The organism is Pseudomonas sp. BIGb0176 (assembly GCF_024810175.1).
Taxonomy (GTDB): domain Bacteria; phylum Pseudomonadota; class Gammaproteobacteria; order Pseudomonadales; family Pseudomonadaceae; genus Aquipseudomonas; species Aquipseudomonas protegens.
Map to the genome: position 1 here is coordinate 931,170 of NZ_JANUEC010000001.1, position 21,310 is coordinate 952,479.

Sequence of the window (21,310 nt, forward strand, 5' to 3'; positions counted from 1 at the left end):
GCCTGCAGGAGCCGGCTTGCCGGCGAAGGCGGATCCGGGGCTGGCACAAGGCCTGAGGGCCGCTTCGCTGGCGAGCCGGTTCCTACCGGCGGCTACCCTCAGGCTTGTCCGCGCAGGAACTCGTGCACGTTGTTGTGCTTGAAGTTCAGCTCGGCATCCAGCTCGCTCATTTCGAACGACAGGGCCAAGAGGCGCTGGCCCTGAAGCTCGGCGAAGTGCGCCTTGATGATCTCGAACAGGCCTTCGGCGACCTGGCGTCGTGTGGCCAGGTCGCGGCCGGCTCCCACTTGCAGGCGCATGTGGACGAAGGCGTAGTCGTGCTTGCCGTCGGCCATGCGCCAGGTGTCCAGGCGCACCCCGCGGCTGCGGATGCCTCCCAGGGGGAACACGCCAGTGGCGCCCAGGTAGTCATGGACCTTTTCGAACAGCCCCGGCAGGTCGGCGGCCTGTTCGATGTTGTCGGTGTATTCAGCGATGAAATGCGGCATGGGGAACTCCTTCGCAAGTGGCCGGCGGGAACCCGGCCGCTTGCGAGTCAGGGTGGCAGCTGGGCCTAGACAGGGAAGATGGCGTTGATCTGGCCGGTGCCGGAGCTGCCGAACAGCGGAGTGACGATTTCCGCTGGGCGGTTGTATTCAGGCCCGCCCAACAGCCCCAGGAGCATGGCCGTATCGTGCATTCCGCCCTCGCCATGACAGCTGCTGGCGTAGTCCGGGAGCATGGCGCAGAACTCGCGGAAGCGGCCCTGCTGCCACAGCTCCACCACCCGCTGGTCCACCTGCTTGTCGAATTCCCGGGTCCAGTTGTGGATGTTGGCCTCGGCCTCGCGGTCGTTGGAGAAACGGTGGGAGAGGGAACCCGACGCCAGCACCAGGACCTTGCGATCGCTCTTCTCGATGGCCCGGCGCACCGCGGCGCCAAAGGTGAAGCTGTCTTCGAGGCGGTGCCAGGCGCACCAGGCGGCGATGGACACTACCTTCAAGTGCTCGGCAGCGGGCACGTCCATGTGCATGTAGCGCATGGGCACCAGGGTGCCGTACTCCAGTTCCAGGCTGGGGATGTTGTGGGCCAGGGTGCGCACGTCGGCGGCATTGGCCTCGGCGGCGATCAGCTCACCCAGCTCCGGGCAGCCCTGGTAGTCGTAGGTCATGTTCTTGATGAAGTGCGGCAGCTCGTTGCTGGTGTAGGTGCCGTTGAACGCCTCGCCGCAGTTGATGTGGTACCCGCTGTTGACCAGCCAGTGCACATCGAACACCACCGCGGTGTCGGCCCCCAGCTCCCGGGCCCGGCGGGCGATCTCCTTGTGCCCGGCAATGGCCGCCTCACGGCAGCCGTGGTGTTTGCCCGGCAGTTCGGACAGGTACATCGATGGTACGTGGCAGACCTTGGCGGCCATGACGACTTCGCCCATGGTGCTTCTCCTGAAACATCTTCTTGTTGGGGTGATCCGGGACGGTTCTGAACCTTACACGCCCCAGCGCGGTATGTGGTGGCTGCCCATGGAGAGGCAGACGTTCTTGATCTCGGCAAAGACCTCGAAGCTGTATTCGCCGCCTTCGCGACCGGTGCCCGAACCCTTGATACCGCCGAAGGGCTGGCGCAGGTCGCGCACGTTCTGGCTGTTGATGAACACCATGCCGGCCTCGATGCCACGGGCCAGGCGATGGGCCTTGCCGATGTCCTGGGTCCAGATGTAGGAGGCCAGGCCGTACTCGGTGTCGTTGGCCAGTTGCAGGGCCTGGGCCTCGTCCTTGAACGGGATCAGGCACACCACCGGGCCGAAGATCTCTTCCTGGGCGATGCGCATCTTGTTGTCCACGTCGGCGAACACCGTGGGCTGGATGAACTGCCCGCGGGCCAGGTGCGCCGGCAGGTTGGCCGGGCGTTCCAGGCCGCCGGCCAGCAGGGTTGCGCCTTCTTCCAGGCCGATGCGGATATAGCCGGTGACCTTGTCGTAGTGGGCCTGGGTGATCATCGAGCCGACCTGGGTCTTGGGGTCCTGCGGGTCACCGACGATCAGGCGCCTGGCCCGGGCGGCGAACTCCTTGACGAACTGCGGGTAGACGCTTTCCTGGATGAAGATCCGGCTGCCGGCGGTGCAGCGCTCGCCGTTCAGGGAAAAGATGGTGAACAGCGCGGCGTCCAGGGCCCGTTCCAGGTCGGCGTCCTCGAAGATCAGCACCGGCGACTTGCCGCCCAGTTCCATGGAGTACTTCTTCAGGCCCGCGGTCTGCATGATCTTCTTGCCGGTGGCGGTGCCGCCGGTGAAGGAAATCGCCCGCACGTCCGGGTGGCGCACCAGGGCATCGCCGGCGGTGGCACCGTAGCCCTGGACGATGTTCAGCACCCCGGCGGGAATCCCGGCTTCCACCGCCAGCCGGCCCAGCTCATTGGCGGTCAGCGGCGACAGTTCGCTCATCTTCAGCACCGCGGTATTGCCCAGGGCCAGGCACGGCGCGGTCTTCCAGGTGGCGGTCATGAACGGCACGTTCCATGGCGACACCAGGGCGCAGACGCCCACCGGCTGGTACAGGGTGTAGTTGAGCATCTGGTCGTCCACCGGATAGCTGTGGCCATCCATGCGGGTGCAGACCTCGGCGAAGAAATCGAAGTTGTGGGAGGCCCGGGGAATCAGCACGTTGCGGGTCTGGTGGATCGGCAGGCCGGTGTCCAGGGTTTCCAGCTCCGCCAGGTGCGGCACGTTCTCTTCGATCAGCGCACCCAGGCGGCGCATCAGCCGCGCGCGCACCGATGCCGGGGTATTGGCCCATTTCGGAAAGGCGTCCTTGGCCGCCGCTACCGCCTGGGCGATTTCCTCGGCGCCGCCGCTGGCCACCTCGCCAATGGCTTCACCGGTGGCGGGGTTGTAGTTGGTGAACACTTCGCGGCTTTCGACTTCGCGGCCGTTGATCCAGTGCTTGATCATTTATGCGTGCTCCTTGGCCACGGCAGTGGGCTCCGGGTGGGCGTGATGGGTGAAGAATTCGCTTTCGCTGACGATGCGGTTGACCAGCCGGCCGATGCCTTCGATTTCCACCACCACCTCATCGCCGGGCACCACGTCGGACAGGCCTTCGGGGGTGCCGGTGGCGATCATGTCCCCCGGTTGCAGGGTCATGAAGCCGGACAGGTATTCGATCAGGTAGGGGATGTCGAAGATCATGTCGGCGGTGCTGCCTTGCTGGCGCAACTCGCCGTTGACCCAGGTGCGCAGGGTCAGGTTGTTGGGTTCGGGTACCTGCGCCGCGTCGATGATCCACGGGCCTACCGGGGTGGTGGCATCGCGGTTCTTCACCCGCAGGTTGGGCCGGTAGTAGTTCTCCAGATAGTCGCGGATCGCATAGTCGTTGCACAGGGTGTAGCCGGCCAGGTAGTCCAGGGCATCCTCGCGCTTGACGTTGCGCGCGGTCTTGCCGATCACCGCCACCAGCTCGCACTCGTAGTGCATGTAGGCGACGTTGTCCGGGCGCCAGGTCACCTGTTTGTGGCCGGTGTAGGTGCCGGGAGACTTGATGAACACCAGCGGTTCGGTGGGCGGCTTGAAGGCCAGCTCGGCGGCGTGGTCGGCATAGTTCAGGCCCAGGGCGAACATGGTCCCGGTGGCCGGCGGCAGCCACTGCACCTGGTCTTCGGCCAGGACCCGGCCGTCTTCCAGTTGCAGGGTGTTGGGGCCGGTGACCAGGGCCTGGTGGACCTGGCCCTGATAACGAATGCGTGCATGTTTCATGTCGGTTCCTTATTCGGCCACGATGGTGTTGGCGAGGCGGCCCAGGCCGCTGATCTGCACTTCGACCCGATCGCCGGGGCGTACATCGACCCGGCCTTCCGGAGTGCCGGTGATCAGCACGTCACCGGGGTGCAGGGTCATGAACTCGCTGATCTCGGCAATCAGCTGGGGAATGCTGCGCACCAGGTTGGCGGTGCTGTTGTGCTGCACCCGCTCGCCGTTGACCCACAGCTCCAGGCTCAGGGCATGGGGGTCGGGCACCTCGGCGGCCGGTACCAGCTCCGGGCCCAGGGCGCAGAAGCCGTCCCGGCACTTGGCCTTGACCGCGGGGCGGTAGTAGCTGTCTTCCGGCAGGCTGAATTCGTTGACGATGGTGTAGCCGGCCACGTGTTCCAGGGCGTCTTCCAGGCGCACCCGGCTGGCGCGCTTGCCGATCACCACGCCCAGGGCCGGGCCGGGCTGCAGGCGCTCCACACCCTGGGGAAACACCACCGGCGCCTCATGGCTGTTGCGGGTGTTGGGGGTCTTGATGAACAGCACCGGCTTCACCGGCGGCTTCTGGTAGGGCGGCTGGGTGAAGCTCTGCAGATGGCTCTGCAGCAGCCCCTGGTAGTTCAGCGCAACGCCGAACAGGGTGCCGCCGGCGTGATCGTTCAGTGCACGGCTCATCGGGCTCTCCTGGTGTCCGTACCCGTAGCGGCTTGCCGCTGGCGGGTCGATTTCGTTAATGTGTTAACGTTATATTTAATATGTTAACGATCGTCAAGCGATGGACTGCCCGCTTCCATCCCGCAGTGGCGGGCAAGCCGCGAATCACGCAGGATGCGCAGGGTCCGCGTGGATCAAAATAAAAACAGAAGGGCGCCATGAACCCACGCCAACCGATTCCCAACATCAACATCGGCCAGGTCTACGACCAGCGTTACGCCGATGCCCAGGTGCACTACGACAAGCTCAGCAACCTGGCCGGCTTCTTCGGTCGCAACATGCCGGTGCATCGCCACGACCGTTTCTTCCAGGTGCATTACGTGCAGAGCGGCGCGGTGCGGGTCTACCTCGACGATCAGCAGTATCTGGAGTCGGGGCCGATGTTCTTCCTGACCCCGCCGACCATTCCCCACGCCTTCGTCACCGAGGCCGACAGCGAAGGCCATGTGCTGACCGTGCGCCAGCAACTGGTGTGGGAGTTGATCGGCGCCGACCCGGCACTGGCCCCGGCGCCCCAGGTGCCGCCGGTGTGCGTGGCCCTGGCGCGCCTGGGGCCGCAGTTCGCCGGCGAAGTACGACGCCTGGAGGGCCTGTTCCATGAATTGCAGCGGGAGATTGCCGGGCAGGGCCCGGGGCGCGAGCCGGCGCTGGAAGCCCTGACCCGGCTGCTGATGATCAGCCTGCTGCGGTTGTCGGCCAACTCCCTGACGGCGCGCCCGGCACGCCATGAAGACCTGCAGATCTTCCACCGCTTCAACGAGCTGATCGAGGCCCGCTACCTGGAGCACTGGCCCCTGGGCCGCTACGCCAGCAGCCTGGGAGTGACCGAGGCGCGCCTCAATGATGTCTGCCGGCGCATCGCCGACCTGCCGTCCAAGCGCCTGGTGCATGAACGGGTGATGCAGGAGTCCAAGCGCCTGCTGCTGTTCACCGGCAGCTCGATCAACGAAATCTGCTACCAGCTGGGCTTCAAGGACCCGGCCTATTTCAGCCGGTTTTTCCAGCGTTACGCCAAGACCGCGCCGGGGGAATACCGCTTGCGCCAGGGGCAGGCGCCTGCCCCTGGCGCAAATGCGCCGGGTGCCTGATCCCTGGGGCAGGGCTGATGCCATGGAGCCGCGCCCAGGCAACTGACCCTGGCGGTATTCGCCGTCTGGCGGGCGTGGCAGAATCCGCGCCTTTGCCCGACAAGGAGCGTCGTCATGCTGCGTACCGTTGTGTTGCCCCTGCTGGTGTTTGGCGCCTTGCCGTGCCTGGCCCGGGAGCTGCCGGAGCTGACGCCGCTGTGGTTGCAACAGGAGGGCTGGATCGGCGCGTGCGACAACCGCCGCGACTGCCAACTGCTCTACGCGCCGAACATCGATTTTGCCGAACGGGTCAACCACCTGACCCTGAAAATCCGCAGCCAGGCCGGCCCCGAAGGCCTGTTGCAACTGCAACTGGAGCACCAGGGCGCGCCATTGGAACTCGGTGCATTGCGCCTGGATGGCCAGCCGCTGGAGCCCGGCTTGCTGGCGGCGCTGGTCCAGGAAGTGGAAGCCCCCGACAGCACCCGTGAACAACAGTACTACCGGGTTGATGACCAGCCCCTGGCCCGGCAATGGCTGGCGCGCCTGCGCACCGCGCAGGTGCTGGAACTGCCGGGAGAGGAGCCGGCCCAGGTGCTGCTCAAGGGGCTGCCGGATTTGCTGCAACGGGTGGACCAGGTGCAGCAACGCCTGGGCACGGTCAGCGCCCTGGCGGCACTCGGCGAACAGCCGGCCAGCGCGGTGCCCGGGGTGCAGCCGGCCGCGGCATTGCGCCCCTATCCCGGGGTGAAGCCCCTCGGCGCCCGAGAGCGCACCGGGCTGCTGGCGGCGGTGCGCAAAACCTTGCCGCCGGCAAAGACCGAAGATGCCGATGACTACGTCATGCCACCGAGGATCGAGGTCTATCCCCTGACCGCGCAGCAGGCGCTGGTCTTCGAGTTCTCCGATTGCGGTGCCTACATCTGCCTGTTCGATATCAGCAGCCGCTCGCGCACGGCGCCCTATGCGCTGCAGCCCCTGCAGATGCAGGCGTTGCCGGCCGGCAGCGTCGACCATGCCGGGGGCCTCAACTATTACCCCGAGACCGGCGAGCTCAGCAGTTTCCTCATGGGCCGCGGGATAGGCGACTGCGGTGAAATGGCCAGTTGGCACTTCGATGGCCAGGCCTTCCAGCTCACCGATTATCGGCGCATGCCCACCTGCAGCGGCCTGGGCTACGAAGACTGGCCGGTGCTCTGGAGCGCCGAGGCACCCAAGCGCCCCTGAGCCCCGGCATCAGGTGCAAGCTTCGCCTTGAAGCACGTTGCTCGGTTGCGCCGGTGCCGTGCCCAGCACCAGGTCCGCGGCCTTTTCGCCGATCATGATTGCCGCCGCATTGGTGTTGCCGGTGATCAGGCTCGGCATGATCGAGGCGTCCGCCACCCGCAGCCCCTGGAGGCCGTGGACCCGCAACTGGTCGTCCACCACCGCCAGTTCGTCGTGGCCCATCTTGCAGCTGCCCACCGGGTGAAACACCGTGCCCAGGTGCTGGCGGATCCATTGCTCGATCTGCTCCTGGCTCTGCACCTGCGGCCCGGGTACCAGCTCACCCTTGAGGCGTTGGGAGAAGGCCCGGGTCGCTGCCAGCTGGCGCACCAGGCGCAAGCCGGCCACCAGCTTGCGCAGGTCTTCGGGGTGGCTGAGGAAGTTGGCGTCGATCAGCGGCTTGTCGTGCGGGTCGGCGGAATTCAGGCGCACCCGGCCGCGGCTCTGCGGGTGCATCACCGCCACATGCAGGCTGATGCCGTGGCCCACGGGGATCAGGCGCTGGGGCTGGTTCTTCAGGGCCGGGGCGACGATCAGCCCCAGTTCCGGCACCGGGTCCTCGGGCGCAAGGCGCAGGAAGGCTCCGGACTCGACGGTATTGGAGGTCAGCGGGCCCTGGCGCCGGGTCAGGTACTGCCAGGGTGAGCGGGCCAGGGGCAGCAGGCCCTTGGCGGAAATGCCGTAGCCCAGCTCGGGGTCGCTGCGGTACATCAGCACGATGTCCTGGTGATCCTGCAGGTTGAGCCCGACCCCTGGCAGCGGGTGGCGGGAAACGATCCCGTGGCGCGCAAGCTCCTCGGCCGGGCCGATGCCGGAGAGCAACAGCAGTTGCGGCGAGTTGATCGCCCCGGCGCACAGGATCACTTCCCGGCGTGCCTGCAGTTGCCAGACCCGGCCGTCCTGGCTGATTTCCACACCGCTGGCACGAGTGCCTTGCAGCAACACCCGGTGGGTCAGGGTGCTGCTCAGTACCGTCAGGTTCTGCCGGTGCAGGATCGGGTGCAGGAAGGCCCGTGCCGCGCTGCAGCGCTCGCCGTTGATCTGGGTGACATGGAAGGGCCCGAAGCCTTCCTGCTCCGGGCCATTGAAGTCCGGGTTGTAGCTCCAGCCCAGCTCGGTGGCGGCCTGGTAGAACACCTGATTGACCGGGCTCGGGCTGCGCTGCTCGGCGACGTTGAGCTCGCCGTGCTGGCCGTGCCACGGCGAGGTGCCGGGTTCGAAATGCTCCGAGCGCTTGAAGTAGGGCAGCAGTTCGTCATGGCTCCAGCCCTGGTTGCCGGCGGCGGCCCAGCGGTCGAAGTCCAGGCGATGGCCGCGGATATAGATCATGCCGTTGATCGCGCTGGAGCCGCCCCAGACCCGACCCCGGGGGCAGGGGATCGGCACGTCGCCACTGCTGGCCTGTGGGCTGAACTGGTGCATCCAGTTCCAGCGCGGGTTGGCGATCAGGCGGATGATCCCCGCCGGAGTGCGCACATAGGCGGCGGGCAGCAAGGTGCGGTCACTGGGCCCGGCTTCGATCAGGCACACCTGGACCTTGGGATCGGCGGACAGCCGGTTGGCCAGCACGCAACCGGCGGAACCGGCGCCCACCACGATGTAGTCGAAGGTCTGCGTGGTGTTTTCACTCATGGGGGATACCTCTTGGGCAGTCACAGAAATCCATCTCAGAGCCCCAGCAGCGAGCCAACGTCGAGGGTCACTTGCAGGCCGACGACAAAGCCGTTGCCGCTCAGCTCGCGGGCTTCGGGGTTGTAGAAGTTGTCCGGGTTGACCAGGTACTGGACGCTGGGCTCCAGGGCCAGTTGCCGGGTCAGGGCGATATGGGCGTTGGCTTCCAGTGCGTAGACATTGCGTTCGCCCAGGCGCGGGTCGCCGCCGTTGGCGATGCGGGCCTGCTGCTGGAAGCGCAGCTGGTGGTCGTTGAGGCGCAGGTAGCTGGCCTTGAGGTTGAGCTTGTCCTGGGGCCGGTCGAAGGGCGCGAGGTAGGTCAGCCCGGCCTCGGCGAACTGGCTGAAGGGCTGCTTGTCATCGGCCGCCGCCGACAGCGAACCGAACAGCAGCAGGGCCTGGGGCGCACTGCCGGTACCGGCGTCGGCACGCCACAGTGCCTGCTGGAACTTGAAGAAGGCACCGCCGGTGCCGAAGTCCATGGCCCCGGTCAGCGGGTCCATCTGCTTGGAGGTGTTGTAGTAGCCGTTGAGCTCGTAGTGGGAGCTGTAGGCATCGCGGTTCTGGCTGCCGATGCCCAGCAGCAGGCTGGTGCCGCTGGCGTCGTCGGTACTGAAATCCAGGCCCTTGCGCTCCTTCAGGTAGTCCACCGGGTTGGACTCGAAGGCGCCGCCATGTACGTACCACTGGGGCGTCAGCTGGTATTTCAGGTAGCCGCCCCAGCTGCCGTAGGGCGGCGGCAGGATGCCGGTGGAAGAGTCGATGATCGGGTCGTTGCAGGTCACCGTGCTTTCGCAGTTGTAGATATAGAAGTAGCGCCGGGCGTTGGTCCGCCCCAGGCTCAGGTCGACCCGGCCGTCGAGCCAGGTCTGCTGGTAGGTCAGCAGGCTCAACTGGTTGCTGGTGAGGTCGTTGTGGATCGGCGCGCCGCCGAAGTAGCTGCCGGCGGCGCCCTGCCAGTTGCGCGAGGTGGGCACGCCGGTCTCGTGGTCGAGGATGAACAGCGTCTGCTCGAAGTGCAGGGTCGCGCCGTCGAGGCCGGCGAAGGTCCCCAGATCGATGTCGGCGCCGACGAACAGGTCGCCGCTGTTGCCGAAACTGTGGGGCCGGGGGCCCGTGTCCAGGTTCTTCATGGCCAGGCTGAGGAACTGCACATGGGGCGTGATGCCACGGTCGGCCAGGTAGTCCCCCAGGCCGGACAGCGGGCCGGTACGCGGCGTGGGCGGCGTCTGGGCAAGGCAATCAAGGGGCAGCAGCAAGGCGGCCAGCAGCGGGCACAGCGCATAGGTTGCATTCATGTCGGGTACTCGTTTCTTGTTGTTTTTGTCTTGAGTGTCGGTTGCACATCGTTTGTTCAGGCATCGGCCAGGGCCAGGGCCGGGGTCGGGTTGACCAGCACCTTGATCTGGCTCTTGTCTTGCAACAGCGCCTGGAAGCCTTGCTCCACCGCCTGTTCCAGGGCCACGCAGCGGGTGACCGCCCGGCTCAGGTCCAGGCGCCCGCTGGCCAGCAGCTGGATCAGTTCGGGGTAGACGTGGCGGTAGCCGACGCTGCCGAGCAGGCGCAACTCGTTGTTCACCAGGTGGAAGGCATCGAACTGCACGTCGCCCATCAAGCCCACCAGCACCGCTTCGCCGCCCTTGCGCAGGCAGTGCAGGGCATGGCTCAGGGTCTGCTGGCTGCCGGCGGCCTCAAAGGCGCTGTCGATACCACCGGCGCTCAGCTGCCGCAGGCGTGCCTGCAGTTGCGGGTCGGCGCCGTCCAGGGCCTCAGAGGCGCCGAACTCCAGGGCCAGGCGCCGGCGCTCGGGGTCCAGGTCCACGGCGTAGATCCGTTCCACCCCTCGCAACCGTGCCAGTAGCACCAGCAGCAGGCCGATGGGCCCCAGGCCGAACACCGCGCAACTGTCGCCGGCCATCAGGCTGCTCTGGTTCAAGGCGTGGTAGGCCACCGCTGCCGGCTCCAGCACGGCCGCCTGCTTGAAGCTGACGCTGTCCGGCAGCAGGTGCAGCATGTAGGCCGGTACCACCGCCTGTTCGGCAAAGCCGCCGTCGCCCATCAGGCCGATAAAGCCCATGGATTCACAGAGGTTGTACTGGCCCATCTGGCAGTACGAGCACTCGCCGCAGCGGTATTCGGGTTCCACCGCAACCCGCTGGCCCAATAGCCGTGCATCCACGCCCTGGCCCAGGGCTACTACCTGGCCGCAGAACTCGTGGCCCAGGGTCAGCGGCGCCCGGCAACCGGACAGCGGGTGAGCCACCTGCTGAGGTATGGAGTGAGGGCCATCGACGTACTCATGCAGGTCGCTGCCGCAGATGCCGCAGTAGGCGACTTGCAGCAACACCTCGCCGGGGCCGGGCTGGCGCGGTTCCAGCTGAGTCAGGCGCAGGTCGCGGGCGGCATGCCATTGCAGTGCTTTGATCATGGGTTTCCTCCCAGGCTCGGGCTGGGTGCAGGGTTGGGGCCGGGGTGCCGGCGTTGTTGGCGGGCCAGTACCGCGGGGGCGGTTTCCTTGAGGAACAGGGCCAGCACGGCGGCCAGCAATGCGCCGCCGCAGGACATCCACATGACGATCGACAGGCCGAAGCGGTCGGCGGCGAAGCCGGCAATGGTCGGAGCGATGAAGCCGCCCACCAGCTCGCCGATACCCATGATCATGCCCAGGGCCGTGGCCATGACTTCGCGGGGCACGGTTTCCGCGGGGATGGTGGCCATGAACAGGGTGAAGCAGCCCAGGCCGGTGTAGGTCAGCAGCATCAGCACCCCGAGCATCCAGGGCGACGAGGCGTAGAGCAGGGCGATGGGACAGCAAGCGGCAATCAGCGAGAACAGCACCAGGGTCGGGCGCCGGCCGAGGCGGTCGGAGATTGCCGGCACGCCGAAGCCCCAGAGCACCCAGGCGCCTCCCAGGCAGCTCATCACCGTGCCCATGCTGGCCGGGCTGTAGTCGCGAACCTTGACCAGGAAGGTCGGGGTGAAGGAAATCAGGATGATGAACCAGGTCAGGAACACGCAGCTGATGAGGGTGCAGAGCACGATGTTGCGGCTCTTGAGCAGGGCCAGGCGATGGCTGCCACCCGGGCTGGACGGGGTGTGCGCTCGCGGTTCGTGTCGCGGTGGGTCGGGCTGCACGTAGCGCCAGATCAGCAGGGCGATCAGTAGCCCGGGAATCAGCGAAATGATGAAGGCGTGGCGCCAGCCGTAGGCTTCGGCCAGGGCGATCAGCACCGGCGGGCCGATCACCGCGCCCAACAGGCCCGCCGCCGACCCTTGCAGCAGGCCCATGTTCAGGCCCCGGCGATGGGGCGAGGAGGCTTCCACCATCAGCGATTGGGAGAGCGGCAGGATCGGCCCCTCGGCCAGCCCCATGATGGCGCGGAACAGCAAAAGGCTGAGAAAGCCGGTGACCAGCCCGGACAGCGCCGAGCACAGGGAAAACAGGATCACCGCGACGATCAGCAACGGCTTGCGCACGCCCCGGCGGTCCGACCAGGCACCCACCAGGGCCCCGGACACCGCCCAGGACAGGGCCAGGATCGACGACAGCATGCCCAGGTGGCTGTTGCTCAGTTGCAACTCGTCAGCCATGAAGGGGAACAGGAAGGACAGCGCCAGACGATCGAAAAAGACGAAACCGAAGGTCAGGAACAGCACCCCCAGCAAGGTGTTCTCGTAACCGGCCTTGTTGTTTTTATAAGCCATGGTGGTTCTCCGAAGGAGGCGTGGGCAGCGCCGGTCAGCGGAACAGGGTGTCGATATGGGCGGCGCCCAGGCCGATCTTTTCGTAGTGGGCGCGGCACATGGCGATGTAGGAGTGCACGTCGAAGTAGCCGTCGGGCTCGCCCTGTTCGTCGAGCCAGATCAGCGGGCCCTTGACGATGAAGAACACCCGCATCGGCTGCTCATGCTCATAGGCCACCAGGGTGTGGCCTTCGCCCGGGGTCTCGTAGACGAAGTCCCCGGCGGTGGCGGTCCACTCGTGCTCCAGGTAGCCCCATTTGCCGGACAGGGTGTAGGCGAAGACTTCGTGGGGGTGGTAGTGGCGGTTCACCAGCCCGGCGCTGCGGGCCAGGAGAATGTCGCACCAGCGGTTTTCGCTGGGGGAGATCCACAGTGGCCGTGAGGACACGGTCTCGGTGAAGGGCACGTACAGGCTCAGGTCGTCGCTGGCGGCGTCGGGCAGGTAGACCTCCGGCTTGGCGTCGGGCTTGAAGCAGTTGGCGATCGGTTGCAGGTCTTTCCAGAATTCACGGTGGGCGGCTTCGGGCATGGTGGGCCTCGGTTGTTGTTATGGGAGGAGCCTGGGCAGCCGGGCAGGGCGGCCATGGGGGTACGGCGCAGACTTTAGGTCGGGAGCGGGGCAAGGGTTTGCACGGATCGGACTGGTTGTTTGTCTGTTTCGGACGGCTTTTTTCCTACGGCCGATAGAGAGCCGATGACGCACTCAAAGCGACCGGGCCCCACTGCGTTTCAAGTTGACAGGCTATATAGTTCAGATGTTAATGAATGGCCGCAGCCCGCAGTGCCTGCGGCCCCAGGTGTCCGGACACTGCCTTGCCGTCCGGGGAACATCCCGCCGCCATGAGAAGAACAACAATGTCTCCATGCGCCTTGCTCGAAACCCGGCATGCCAGCACCCAGGCCGTCGACCTGGACCAACGCCTGGCCTTCTGGGAGGACTACAACGCCAGCACCCTGGTGGGGCTCAAGTGCAACTCCTACGCCGAGGGCGGTTTCGCCGCCAGCCAGGACAACCTGCAATTGAGCGCCATGCGCCTGGCCCGCATCGTCGGCAACGAACACGTGGTGGAGCGCGACACCTCGATGATCCGCGGCGTGCCCAAGGAGTCGATCTTCGTGTCCCTGGTCACCGGCAGCGGCTCGTTCTTCTACCAGGATGGCGCCTGCCAGGTGCTGGAGCCGGGGGAGCTGGTGGTCTACCGCACCGACAAGCCCTATCTGTTCGGCTTTTCCGGGGCCATGCGCCAGTTCATCTTCGACATTCCCCAGCAGCAGTTCGCCGAACGCTGCCTGAAACGCTTCGACCGGCCTTTGCGGATCAGCGTCGAAAGCGGGGTCCAGCGCCTGTTGCTGCGCACCCTGGGCGAACGTACCCGGGGCTTTTTCCAGCAACCCCTGTGCGCCGAGGCCGAGGCTTATCAGGAGCAGGCCTTCGAGCTTCTGGCCAGCATCATTGCCGGGCATGTGGGGGAACGGCCAATCAACGCCCTGAGCGCCTCCTACCTGCTGGCGGCCAAGCAATGCATCCATGAACAGCTGGCCGACCCGACCCTGAGCTGCGAGCGGGTGGCGGCCCAGACCGGCATTTCCACCCGGCACCTGGCCCGGCTGTTCGCCCTGGAAGAAACGCTACCCAGCCGCTTCATCCTGGAAAAACGCCTGCAACAGGCCCGTCAACTGCTGTGCAGCAGCCAGGGAGCGGGCCTGGATATCAGCGAGATCGCCTACCGGCACGGCTTTGCCAGCCAGGCGCATTTTGCCCGGGCCTTCAAGAGCCGCTTCCAGCAAACTCCCAGTGAGGCACGCGCCCTGGGGTTAGCCGCAACCCTGGCAAGCCCGGCAGCCGAAAGCGTCGGTCACGCCTGTGGCGACAATCTCCGGGGCCTGGAGCAAGACAACTGACCCACCCGGGCCACACTGTTGCAGCAAGTAGCCCAGGGGAGCGGGGGAAGGATGGCCGGTTGGGCAGAGCGGCGTTCCGCTGGCTGGAGCCCGGGCTCCGGGGAACGCCGTTGGTGGATGCCGCCGCTCGGGTGGCGGGGCTTGCCCGTTCCGGCACCAGAGCGGGGGTCAGCGCCCGGCAGCCTCCATGGCTTGGGCTTGAAGGTCGAGCAACTGGCGTTGAAAGGTCACGAATGGCTCCTTGGGCTGTTGCAGGCGTACGAACTCCAGCATCGGGTCGGCGACGGCGGTGCGGATTCCCGACAGCGCCTCCAGGGTGGCCAGCCCGCAAAACGGTACGTAGGCCTCGGAGTAGCCGCCTTCATGCACCAGCACCAGGCGCCCTCGGCACAGGCGCTCGGCAGCATCCTTCAGGCACTGGGTCATCTCGCGGAACGAGTCACTGTGCAGCAGCATCCGCGCCAGGGGGTCCACGGCGTTGGCGTCATAGCCACAGGCGACAATGATCAGTTCCGGCTCGAAGCGCTCCAGGGCCGGTATCACGATGCGCTGCATGGCGTACAGGTAGGCGTCGTGGCCACTGCCCGGCAGCAGCGGGATATTGATGTTGCAGCCCAGGCCGGCGCCGCGCCCGCGGTCCTGTTCACCGCCATAGCCCGGAGGGAAGCAACCGTCCTGGTGCAGGGACAGGGTCAGCACGTCGGCCCGCTCCTCGAAGATCGACTGGGTGCCGTTGCCGTGGTGCACGTCCCAGTCGATGACCGCTACCTTGCCCAGTCCATGACGGGCCTTGGCGGCCTCGATGGCGATGGCGATGTTGGCCAGGAAACAGAAGCCCATGGCCTGGTCGCGGGTGCAGTGGTGTCCCGGTGGACGGGACAGGGAATAGGCGTTATCGGCTTCGCCGCTGAGCACGGCGTCCACGGCGGCCATGGCCAGCCCGGCGGACAGCTGGGCGATTTCATAGCTGCCCGGGCCCACCGGCGCCTCGTCGCCGAGGTGACCGCCACCGGCGTCGCTCAAGGCCTTGAAACGCTGCAGGTAGGCAGCACTGTGGACCCGCAGCAGGTCGTCTTCGGTGGCCGCTGCGGCGCTGCGCAGGTGCAACTGTCGGGTCAGGCCGGAGACATCCATCAGGCTTTTCAAACGGCGTTTGGTTTCCGGTGATTCGGCGTGCCCGGCGGCGGCTGGCGGCTGTACCCAGCCCCCCACCGGCAGGGTCAGGACGTGGGGGCCGCCGCTGTGCCACAGGCTGAGTTCGTCGAAGAAAAACGCGCTTTTACAGGTCATGGTGATATCCATTTTTCAGGGTGGAATTTACAACGCGACAGCGGCTGGCCCAGGCCCTCGGTGCCAGGGGCACCAGGGCACCGAGAGCGTTAGCGTGCAGGCCGGCAACTGAGTACCAGGGCCATGGACAGCAGGGTGATTGCGGCGCCCGCCAGCAGCAGCCCGCGGAAGCCGCCGCTGCCTTCGATCAGCCGCCCGGCGATGGTCGGGCCTATGGCCAGGCCGGCGCTGATCACCAGGTTGGAGGCGTTCATCAGGCGGCCGCTGCGGTCCATTTCGGCCATGCGCGCGAGGATCAGCGGCAGGATGAAGGTCCAGGTGAACTTGAACACCAGCGCCGCCAGGGCAAAGCGCGCCAGTTGCGGCTGGCCCAGAAGCAGCAGCACCGAGCCGGCCATCAGGCCGTAGCCCAGCAGGAGCAGGGCGCTACGGGGCAGGCGATCGCCGAACAGGGTGGCGCACAGGGCGCCGGCAATGCCCATCAGGGTGGCGATGGCCAGCACGTCGCCGCTGGTCTGTGCCGAAAGGCCGGACTGGCCACCGATGGCGCCGATGAAGGTCCAGACCCCGCTGAGGCTGATGTAGAAGGTCAGGATGCCGAGAATCCCCAGGGTGGCCTTGGCCCTGGAAACCGGCGGGGCCTTGGCTTCATGGCTGGCCGCCTTCGCCGCGCCCGCTGGAAAGCTGCGAGCCAGGGGCAGGCACAGCAGCATCAGCAGCGCCATGATCAGGTAACAGGCACCCAGGCCGAAGCGCTCGAAGAGCATGGGCAGCAGGCTCAGGCCGATGGCCCCCAGCACCAGTTGGCCCATCACCCAGAAGCCGTAGGCGCGACTGGGGTTGGGGCTGGCGGCGGCGCTGGCCAGGCAGATGATCATCAGCGAGCCGCCGGCCAGGGCACTGCACGAGCGTGCGATCAGCAGCAGCGAATAGTCGTTGGCGAGCATCGACAGCAGGTTGGCGAGAATGAACAGCAGGGCGCTGCACAGCGCCGCGCGGCGCCAGTCGATGTGTTTCAGCCACCAGATGGCGGGCAGGGTGGCCAGGCTCATGGCCCCCAGCTCGGCGGAAAACAGGTCGCCGATCTGGGAGGGGCTCAGTTGCCACTGGCTGGCCAGTTGCGCGGCAATGGCCGGGGCCGTCAGCAGCACCGCGGGGGTGATGGCGGCGAACAGCACGATGGCCGCCTGGAGCCCGAGGGGCTGGCGGGTGATCGGCGGGTTCTGGCTCAAGGCGGGGTTCTGGGTGTTCATGGACAGGCTCCTAAGGCAAGGGGGTCAGAACACATGGACCAGGCGCAGCAGGGCGTCGGTGCCGGCAAAGCCGTTCTGGGTGGCGACGTTCTGCGACAGGCCGAACATCAGCTGGTTCTGCTTGTCCAGCCAGTGGCCGAGCTCGAACCCGACCTGGGTGTAGCGCTTGTGGGTGTCGTCGATGCGCCGGTCGTTGATCCGCAGTTCGCCGCCATCGGCGTGGATCAGGCGCAGGGCACCATAGGTGGCGGGGGTGAAGTCGTAAGAGGCGAAGGCCTGCAGGCGGTAGAGCGGGTCCTGCTTGAGGTCGCTGCCGAAGTAGTCGTCGTTGGTGCCATAGAGCTGGGCTTCCAGGTTGGCCTCCAGCACCCACTTTTCCCCCAGGCCCTGGGTGTAGTTGTAGACAAAGGTCGCGCCCCAGCGGTTGGCCCCGGGGGAGACGTCGGGGTTGCGCCCGTGGTACTCGCCCACGGGCAGCGTGATCAGGGTCAGCAGGCCGCTGTAGGTGCGGGTTTGCGGCTGGTTGATGAAGAACAGCGTGCCGCCCACCTGGGGGTCGCCAAAGCCGCTTTCGCCGGTGTGGCGTTCGGCGCCGGGCAGGCGCGCGTCGATATCGGCGAAGGGCACGATGAACTGCGGGGTACAGAGGGTGCCGCACAGGTCGCTGAAGAACACTTGACGGTAGGCCATGGCATTGACTCGCAGCTCGGCCTTGCCCGTGCTGTCGGCCGGGCCGTGGAAATCACCGGCGCGGGTGGCGGGCAGGTACAGCACGCCCAGGCTGGTGCCCGCTGGGGCGGCGAAGAAGTCCCGGGCATTGAGGTCGGCGGCGTTCAGTGAAAGGCTGGCCAGGGTAGCCGTCAGGGCCAGGGTGATGCGGGGCACGGGCGTGGTCATGGGCGGTGCGTCTCTTGTGGGAGTTGTTGTTCGGCGAACGGCTCGCCGGCACACGGCAGGGGCTGGAAAAAGGGCAAAGGCTGCCCGTGGCCGTCACATTCGACGGCACTGGTCAAGGGTGGTCAGGGGGCGGAATCAGCCGGGAGGGGCATGCAGCAACTGGGCGATGCGGGCCTTGTCCTTGACCCCGAGCTTGCTGTAGATGGCCCGAATGTGATGGCGCACGGTGTTGGGCGACATGCCCAGGTCCCGGGCCACTTCCTTGTAGGTCTTGCCTTCGCCGAAGCACTGGGCGACGGCATTTTCCCGTGGGCTGAGCCGGGGCAGCAGGTTGCGGCTGCGGGCCGCCAGGAGGCAGAGGTCGCCTACCGCCGAGGATTCCACCTGCAGGGACTTGCCTTCGAAGCCGCCGGGGTCCAGCGCCATGGGCAGTTGCGGGCCGCTCCACTGCGGCCATTCATGCAGCAGCAGGTCGACGAAGCCGCGTTCGGCGCATTGCAGCACGCCGCGCTGGTCGCACACGGCCAGGGCCAGGTTGCGCGGGCCGGTGAGTTTCTCGCGCATGGCCACCAGGGTGCGGATCTGGTTGGCCGACACTGCGGCCACCAGGTGCAGCATCAGGTTGTTCAGCAGGTGGCAGTCGCCCTGGTTGAAGCGCGGCGCTCCCGGGGCGCGGTACAGCGCCAGGTGATTGTTCAGGTGGGTGTGGGGGTCGATGTGCACCACGCACAGCAGTTCGCCGATGTTGTACTGGCGGCCCAGCCAGTTGAGGCCGGGGCCGTTGTCCGGATCGGCCATGTCGACGATCACCGCCCGGCCCGGCACCTCATGGACCCGGCTCACCGTGACATCGATGTGGCGGATCGATTGCCAATCCGGCAGGTAGCTCGGTGGCAGGCGGTACAGGTAGCAGCTGTGTTCATCCGGCAGGCCATCCACCAGTGCGGCACGGCCCCACCAGGCGCTGTCGAAGGGCAGGAGCCTGCTGATGCGCGCCAGTGCATGCTGGTGCAGGTTTTCGATGTCCCTGTTCTGCGCCAGTTGCTGCAGTTCAAGGGTCAGTTCGCTAAAGGCCTGCAACAGGCTGGCCGGGGCACGCTCGGGGTGGTTCATGGGTCTGTACCTCTGTGCGACGTTGTTATTGTTTTCGTCACGGAAGGGGTTTGGGACCGGTACGTCAGGGGACGTGGGCAGGGCCTGGTTCGAGTATCGATGGCTTGGAAGAGCCGCGCCATCCTACAGATGCAGGAGGTGGCCCTTGGCCCGGATGCCGGCGGGCATCCAGGCGCGGGAAATGACGGCCAGGAGGGAAGGGGTCAGGCCGCCCGGCAAGGGTGGGCCAGGCGATGGAAGCAACGGCTGAAGTACACCAGTGAGTCGCCGTGCTCCAGCACGCCGATTTCATCCAGTTCCACCAGCATTACCGAGTGTGTGCCGATTTCCTGGACCTCGGTGATGCGCCCCTGCAGGCTGGCCAGGGCGCCCTCCAGCACCGGCAGGGCCTGCAGGCCGTCGCGCCAGGGGTGCAGGCCGAAGCGCTGGTCCATGGCCACGCCGGTCATGCCGGCAAAGTGCCGGGCCACTTCTTCGTGTTCGCCGCTGAGGACGTTGACGCACAACCGCCCGTTGCCCTTGAACACCGGGTTCAGGGCGCTGTTGCGGTTGACGCAGACCATCAGGGTCGGCGGGCTGTCGGTGACCGAGCAGACCGCCGTGGCGGTGATGCCGCAGCGGCCGGCGGGGCCGTTGCTGGTGATGACGTTGACCGCTGCGGTCATGTGCGCCATGGCGTTGCGAAAGGCGAGTTGCTTGGGATCGAGTACAGACATGACGAATTCCTCGTGGACGCAGGGCATTGCGCTGCAGGAGCCGGCTTGCCGACGAAGGGGCCTGGGCCTTGTGGCGTTCTGGCGGGCGTTTTCGCTGGCAAGCCAGCGCCTGCACAAGCCCGCTCCTGCATGTGGCGTGGGCTATTGGCGGATGCGGTCCAGCATGTTGATGTCATCCGGGTTGCTCAGGTGCGGCACGGTCCAGCCGTCGAGGTCGTAGTCCCCCAGGCACTTGTCCACCAGGTCGGTCATGGCTTTCATTGAGCCGCTGGCCTGGGCGTGGCGCAGGCACTGCATGCGGATCTCGTCCTGGCTGCCGGCGTAGTTGATCTCGTACAACTCGTGGCGGCCGCCGAATTCGGTGCCGATGGCGTCCCACAGAAGCTTGAGGATCTTGATCCGCTCCTCGTGGCCCATGCCCCCGGAGCCCCGGCAGTAGGTGCCGAGGTACTGGTTGAGCACCGGGTCCTTGAGGTCGCGGGAGCCGGAGGGCAGGTAGATCAGGCCGCTGGCCACCACCTGCTCGATGATCTTCTTGATGTCGGTGTAGGCCTGGGGCGCCAGCACCCGGTAAGCCTGCAGCGCCTGGGTGCTGGGCAAGTAGACACCGTTCATCCATTCACTGGCGTTGCCATGCATGGCGTCGGTCAGGGACCAGAACAGGTTGCGCCAGGCCACCACTTCGCCAACCTGCGCCTGGACCCCGCGAAACTCCAGGGAACCGGTGCATTGCAGGGCCTTGACCAGCAGGCCAGTGATGAAATCCAGCTTGACCGCCAGCCGGGTGCAGCCCTGCATCGGGAACAGGCGGCCGAACCCGCCCTGGGGGAACCATTGGCGGCAGCGCTCGAAATCGCGGTAGATCAGCACGTTTTCCCAGGGGATGAACACCTTGTCCATGATCAGGATCGCGTCGTTCTCGTCGAAGCGGCTGGACAGCGGGTAGTCGAAGGGCGAGCCGGTCATGCCGGCCTGCAGTTCATAGGAAGGGCGGCAGATCAGCTTCATGCCCCGGGTGTTCATCGGCGCGATGAACATCAGGGCGAAATCGGTGTTGTCCCCCAGCAACTGGGCCGAGCCCTGGCCGACGAAGTTGTAGTGGGTCAGGGCCGAGTTGGTGGCCACCACCTTGGCGCCGCTGACGATGATCCCGCCCTCGACTTCCTCGTCCACCGAGATGAACACGTCCTTGACCTGATCCACCGGTTTGTCGCGGTCGATGGGTGGGTTGACGATGGCGTGGTTGAGGTAGAGGCAGGCTTCCTGGATGCGCTTGTACCAGGTGCGGGCGTTGTCTGCGAAGCGCCCGTAGAACTCCGGGTTGGCCCCCAGGGCGCTGCCGAAGGCGGCCTTGTAGTCGGGGCTGCGGCCCATCCAGCCATAGGTCAGGCGCGACCAGTCGGCGATGGCGTCGCGCTGCTGGCGCAGTTCATCGGGGCTTTTCGCCGAACGGAAGAACTTGTGGGTGTAGCCGCCGTTGCCGGTGTCGGTGTCCCAGCACAGTTGCTCCTTGGTGGCCGGGTCGTGCAGGGCGTCGTACAGGCGGGCCATGGAGGCCGCGGAGTTGCGGAAGGCCGGGTGGGTGGTGACGTCCTTGACCCGGTCGCCATAGATGTAGATTTCACGGTCGTCGCGCAGGCTGGCCAGGTATTCGGCACCGGTCAGCGGGCGGTCGGTTGCGGCACGAAAGTCTTCAGGTTTCATATCCAGTCTCAGCGTTGTTTTTATTGACTGGGGCCATGATGGGCAGCCGCGGGAATGGACTAAATGGCTTTTCCGGCGAATGAATTGCACTTTTCATAGGGAGGCGGGTGGCCGGAGCGAGGGTCGAAAACGGTGGCTGAGGACGATGCTGGAGCGCTTTATCGATTCACTTCTCGTTGTGTTGTATCAGCAGTGATACACCGGTCACATTCAGAAATATTTTTAACAATCAGCCATATGAAAGCTCAAGTT

The 21,310-nt window shown here is 66.2% G+C and carries 19 protein-coding genes; 3 read left to right on the forward strand and 16 right to left on the reverse strand.

What is annotated here, in order from left to right; translation table 11 throughout:
- Positions 1–98: 98 nt before the first annotated feature.
- The 5 genes from M2395_RS04040 to M2395_RS04060 form a co-directional block, all read right to left on the reverse strand.
- A complete protein-coding gene (locus tag M2395_RS04040; RefSeq protein ID WP_011061656.1) occupies positions 99–488 on the reverse strand; it encodes a 5-carboxymethyl-2-hydroxymuconate Delta-isomerase in 390 nt (129 codons plus the stop codon).
- 65 nt (positions 489–553) lie between these two features.
- Complete coding sequence (gene hpaD, locus M2395_RS04045) at positions 554–1,411, reverse strand: 3,4-dihydroxyphenylacetate 2,3-dioxygenase (RefSeq protein WP_041118526.1); 858 nt, start codon at positions 1,409–1,411, stop codon at positions 554–556.
- A 54-nt stretch (positions 1,412–1,465) separates the two neighbouring features.
- The gene (gene hpaE, locus M2395_RS04050; protein ID WP_015635872.1) at positions 1,466–2,926 is read right to left on the reverse strand and encodes a 5-carboxymethyl-2-hydroxymuconate semialdehyde dehydrogenase; all 1,461 of its coding nucleotides are present in this window, start codon (positions 2,924–2,926) and stop codon (positions 1,466–1,468) included.
- The gene (locus M2395_RS04055; protein WP_019095470.1) at positions 2,927–3,727 is read right to left on the reverse strand and encodes a fumarylacetoacetate hydrolase family protein; all 801 of its coding nucleotides are present in this window, start codon (positions 3,725–3,727) and stop codon (positions 2,927–2,929) included.
- A 9-nt stretch (positions 3,728–3,736) separates the two neighbouring features.
- Positions 3,737–4,396, reverse strand: a complete 660-nt coding sequence (locus tag M2395_RS04060; RefSeq protein ID WP_053151968.1) for a fumarylacetoacetate hydrolase family protein — start codon at positions 4,394–4,396, stop codon at positions 3,737–3,739.
- Between the two features lie 197 nt (positions 4,397–4,593).
- Here M2395_RS04060 and hpaA point away from each other — a divergent pair, with 197 nt between their 5' ends.
- Together hpaA and M2395_RS04070 are read left to right on the forward strand one after the other, a co-directional pair.
- On the forward strand, positions 4,594–5,523 hold the full coding sequence (gene hpaA / locus M2395_RS04065; protein WP_011061651.1) for a 4-hydroxyphenylacetate catabolism regulatory protein HpaA: 930 nt from the start codon (positions 4,594–4,596) through the stop codon (positions 5,521–5,523).
- Between the two features lie 114 nt (positions 5,524–5,637).
- A complete protein-coding gene (locus M2395_RS04070) occupies positions 5,638–6,729 on the forward strand; it encodes a DUF1176 domain-containing protein (RefSeq protein WP_123430668.1) in 1,092 nt (363 codons plus the stop codon).
- A 9-nt stretch (positions 6,730–6,738) separates the two neighbouring features.
- Here M2395_RS04070 and M2395_RS04075 read toward each other — a convergent pair whose 3' ends face one another.
- From M2395_RS04075 to M2395_RS04095, 5 genes are read right to left on the reverse strand one after another with little or no spacing between them, the layout of a single operon-like run.
- Positions 6,739–8,400: a GMC family oxidoreductase gene (locus tag M2395_RS04075; protein ID WP_123430669.1), complete on the reverse strand. Its 1,662-nt coding sequence runs from the start codon at positions 8,398–8,400 to the stop codon at positions 6,739–6,741.
- Positions 8,401–8,435: 35 nt separating this feature from the next.
- Positions 8,436–9,737, reverse strand: coding sequence for a carbohydrate porin (locus M2395_RS04080; protein ID WP_123430670.1), 1,302 nt, complete (start codon positions 9,735–9,737; stop codon positions 8,436–8,438).
- A 56-nt stretch (positions 9,738–9,793) separates the two neighbouring features.
- Positions 9,794–10,864 carry a 2,3-butanediol dehydrogenase gene (locus M2395_RS04085; protein ID WP_123430753.1) on the reverse strand — a complete coding sequence of 357 codons (1,071 nt, stop codon included), beginning with the start codon at positions 10,862–10,864 and terminating at the stop codon, positions 9,794–9,796.
- Entirely contained in the window at positions 10,864–12,144 is a 1,281-nt protein-coding gene (locus M2395_RS04090; RefSeq protein WP_123430671.1) for an MFS transporter, read from the reverse strand. The genes M2395_RS04085 and M2395_RS04090 overlap by 1 nt, the downstream gene beginning before the upstream one ends.
- Positions 12,145–12,178: 34 nt before the next feature.
- Positions 12,179–12,712 (reverse strand): 2,4'-dihydroxyacetophenone dioxygenase family protein, encoded by a 534-nt coding sequence (locus M2395_RS04095; RefSeq protein WP_011061645.1) that lies wholly within the window; start codon positions 12,710–12,712, stop codon positions 12,179–12,181.
- A 326-nt stretch (positions 12,713–13,038) separates the two neighbouring features.
- Between M2395_RS04095 and M2395_RS04100 the strand changes: the two genes are divergently transcribed.
- The gene (locus M2395_RS04100; RefSeq protein ID WP_123430672.1) at positions 13,039–14,085 is read left to right on the forward strand and encodes a helix-turn-helix domain-containing protein; all 1,047 of its coding nucleotides are present in this window, start codon (positions 13,039–13,041) and stop codon (positions 14,083–14,085) included.
- Between the two features lie 168 nt (positions 14,086–14,253).
- Here the strand turns inward: M2395_RS04100 and M2395_RS04105 are convergent, their stop codons facing one another.
- The 6 genes from M2395_RS04105 to hpaB all read right to left on the reverse strand — a co-directional run bounded on the left by M2395_RS04105 (position 14,254) and on the right by hpaB (position 21,058).
- On the reverse strand, positions 14,254–15,375 hold the full coding sequence (locus tag M2395_RS04105) for a class II histone deacetylase (protein ID WP_026020252.1): 1,122 nt from the start codon (positions 15,373–15,375) through the stop codon (positions 14,254–14,256).
- An 89-nt stretch (positions 15,376–15,464) separates the two neighbouring features.
- On the reverse strand, positions 15,465–16,628 hold the full coding sequence (locus tag M2395_RS04110) for an MFS transporter (protein WP_011061642.1): 1,164 nt from the start codon (positions 16,626–16,628) through the stop codon (positions 15,465–15,467).
- A gap of 24 nt (positions 16,629–16,652) precedes the next feature.
- Entirely contained in the window at positions 16,653–17,525 is an 873-nt protein-coding gene (locus M2395_RS04115) for a transporter (RefSeq protein WP_015635863.1), read from the reverse strand.
- 135 nt (positions 17,526–17,660) lie between these two features.
- Positions 17,661–18,638, reverse strand: coding sequence for a helix-turn-helix transcriptional regulator (locus M2395_RS04120; RefSeq protein WP_011061640.1), 978 nt, complete (start codon positions 18,636–18,638; stop codon positions 17,661–17,663).
- A 203-nt stretch (positions 18,639–18,841) separates the two neighbouring features.
- Complete coding sequence (gene hpaC / locus M2395_RS04125; protein ID WP_011061639.1) at positions 18,842–19,354, reverse strand: 4-hydroxyphenylacetate 3-monooxygenase, reductase component; 513 nt, start codon at positions 19,352–19,354, stop codon at positions 18,842–18,844.
- A gap of 141 nt (positions 19,355–19,495) precedes the next feature.
- On the reverse strand, positions 19,496–21,058 hold the full coding sequence (gene hpaB, locus M2395_RS04130; protein WP_015635861.1) for a 4-hydroxyphenylacetate 3-monooxygenase, oxygenase component: 1,563 nt from the start codon (positions 21,056–21,058) through the stop codon (positions 19,496–19,498).
- Positions 21,059–21,310: the final 252 nt, after the last annotated feature.

Excerpts from the sequence above, each read along its gene's own strand:
- M2395_RS04110 (WP_011061642.1), bottom strand. The coding sequence starts at position 16,628 with ATGAACACCCAGAACCCCGCCTTGAGCCAGAACCCGCCGATCACCCGC.
- M2395_RS04095 (WP_011061645.1), bottom strand. The coding sequence starts at position 12,712 with ATGCCCGAAGCCGCCCACCGTGAATTCTGGAAAGACCTGCAACCGATC.
- hpaD (WP_041118526.1), bottom strand. The coding sequence starts at position 1,411 with ATGGGCGAAGTCGTCATGGCCGCCAAGGTCTGCCACGTACCATCGATG.
- M2395_RS04040 (WP_011061656.1), bottom strand. The coding sequence starts at position 488 with ATGCCGCATTTCATCGCTGAATACACCGACAACATCGAACAGGCCGCC.
- hpaA (WP_011061651.1), top strand. The coding sequence starts at position 4,594 with ATGAACCCACGCCAACCGATTCCCAACATCAACATCGGCCAGGTCTAC.
- M2395_RS04120 (WP_011061640.1), bottom strand. The coding sequence starts at position 18,638 with ATGAACCACCCCGAGCGTGCCCCGGCCAGCCTGTTGCAGGCCTTTAGC.
- M2395_RS04075 (WP_123430669.1), bottom strand. The coding sequence starts at position 8,400 with ATGAGTGAAAACACCACGCAGACCTTCGACTACATCGTGGTGGGCGCC.
- M2395_RS04055 (WP_019095470.1), bottom strand. The coding sequence starts at position 3,727 with ATGAAACATGCACGCATTCGTTATCAGGGCCAGGTCCACCAGGCCCTG.
- hpaE (WP_015635872.1), bottom strand. The coding sequence starts at position 2,926 with ATGATCAAGCACTGGATCAACGGCCGCGAAGTCGAAAGCCGCGAAGTG.
- hpaC (WP_011061639.1), bottom strand. The coding sequence starts at position 19,354 with ATGTCTGTACTCGATCCCAAGCAACTCGCCTTTCGCAACGCCATGGCG.
- M2395_RS04100 (WP_123430672.1), top strand. The coding sequence starts at position 13,039 with ATGTCTCCATGCGCCTTGCTCGAAACCCGGCATGCCAGCACCCAGGCC.
- M2395_RS04105 (WP_026020252.1), bottom strand. The coding sequence starts at position 15,375 with ATGACCTGTAAAAGCGCGTTTTTCTTCGACGAACTCAGCCTGTGGCAC.
- M2395_RS04070 (WP_123430668.1), top strand. The coding sequence starts at position 5,638 with ATGCTGCGTACCGTTGTGTTGCCCCTGCTGGTGTTTGGCGCCTTGCCG.
- hpaB (WP_015635861.1), bottom strand. The coding sequence starts at position 21,058 with ATGAAACCTGAAGACTTTCGTGCCGCAACCGACCGCCCGCTGACCGGT.
- M2395_RS04090 (WP_123430671.1), bottom strand. The coding sequence starts at position 12,144 with ATGGCTTATAAAAACAACAAGGCCGGTTACGAGAACACCTTGCTGGGG.
- M2395_RS04060 (WP_053151968.1), bottom strand. The coding sequence starts at position 4,396 with ATGAGCCGTGCACTGAACGATCACGCCGGCGGCACCCTGTTCGGCGTT.
- M2395_RS04115 (WP_015635863.1), bottom strand. The coding sequence starts at position 17,525 with ATGACCACGCCCGTGCCCCGCATCACCCTGGCCCTGACGGCTACCCTG.
- M2395_RS04080 (WP_123430670.1), bottom strand. The coding sequence starts at position 9,737 with ATGAATGCAACCTATGCGCTGTGCCCGCTGCTGGCCGCCTTGCTGCTG.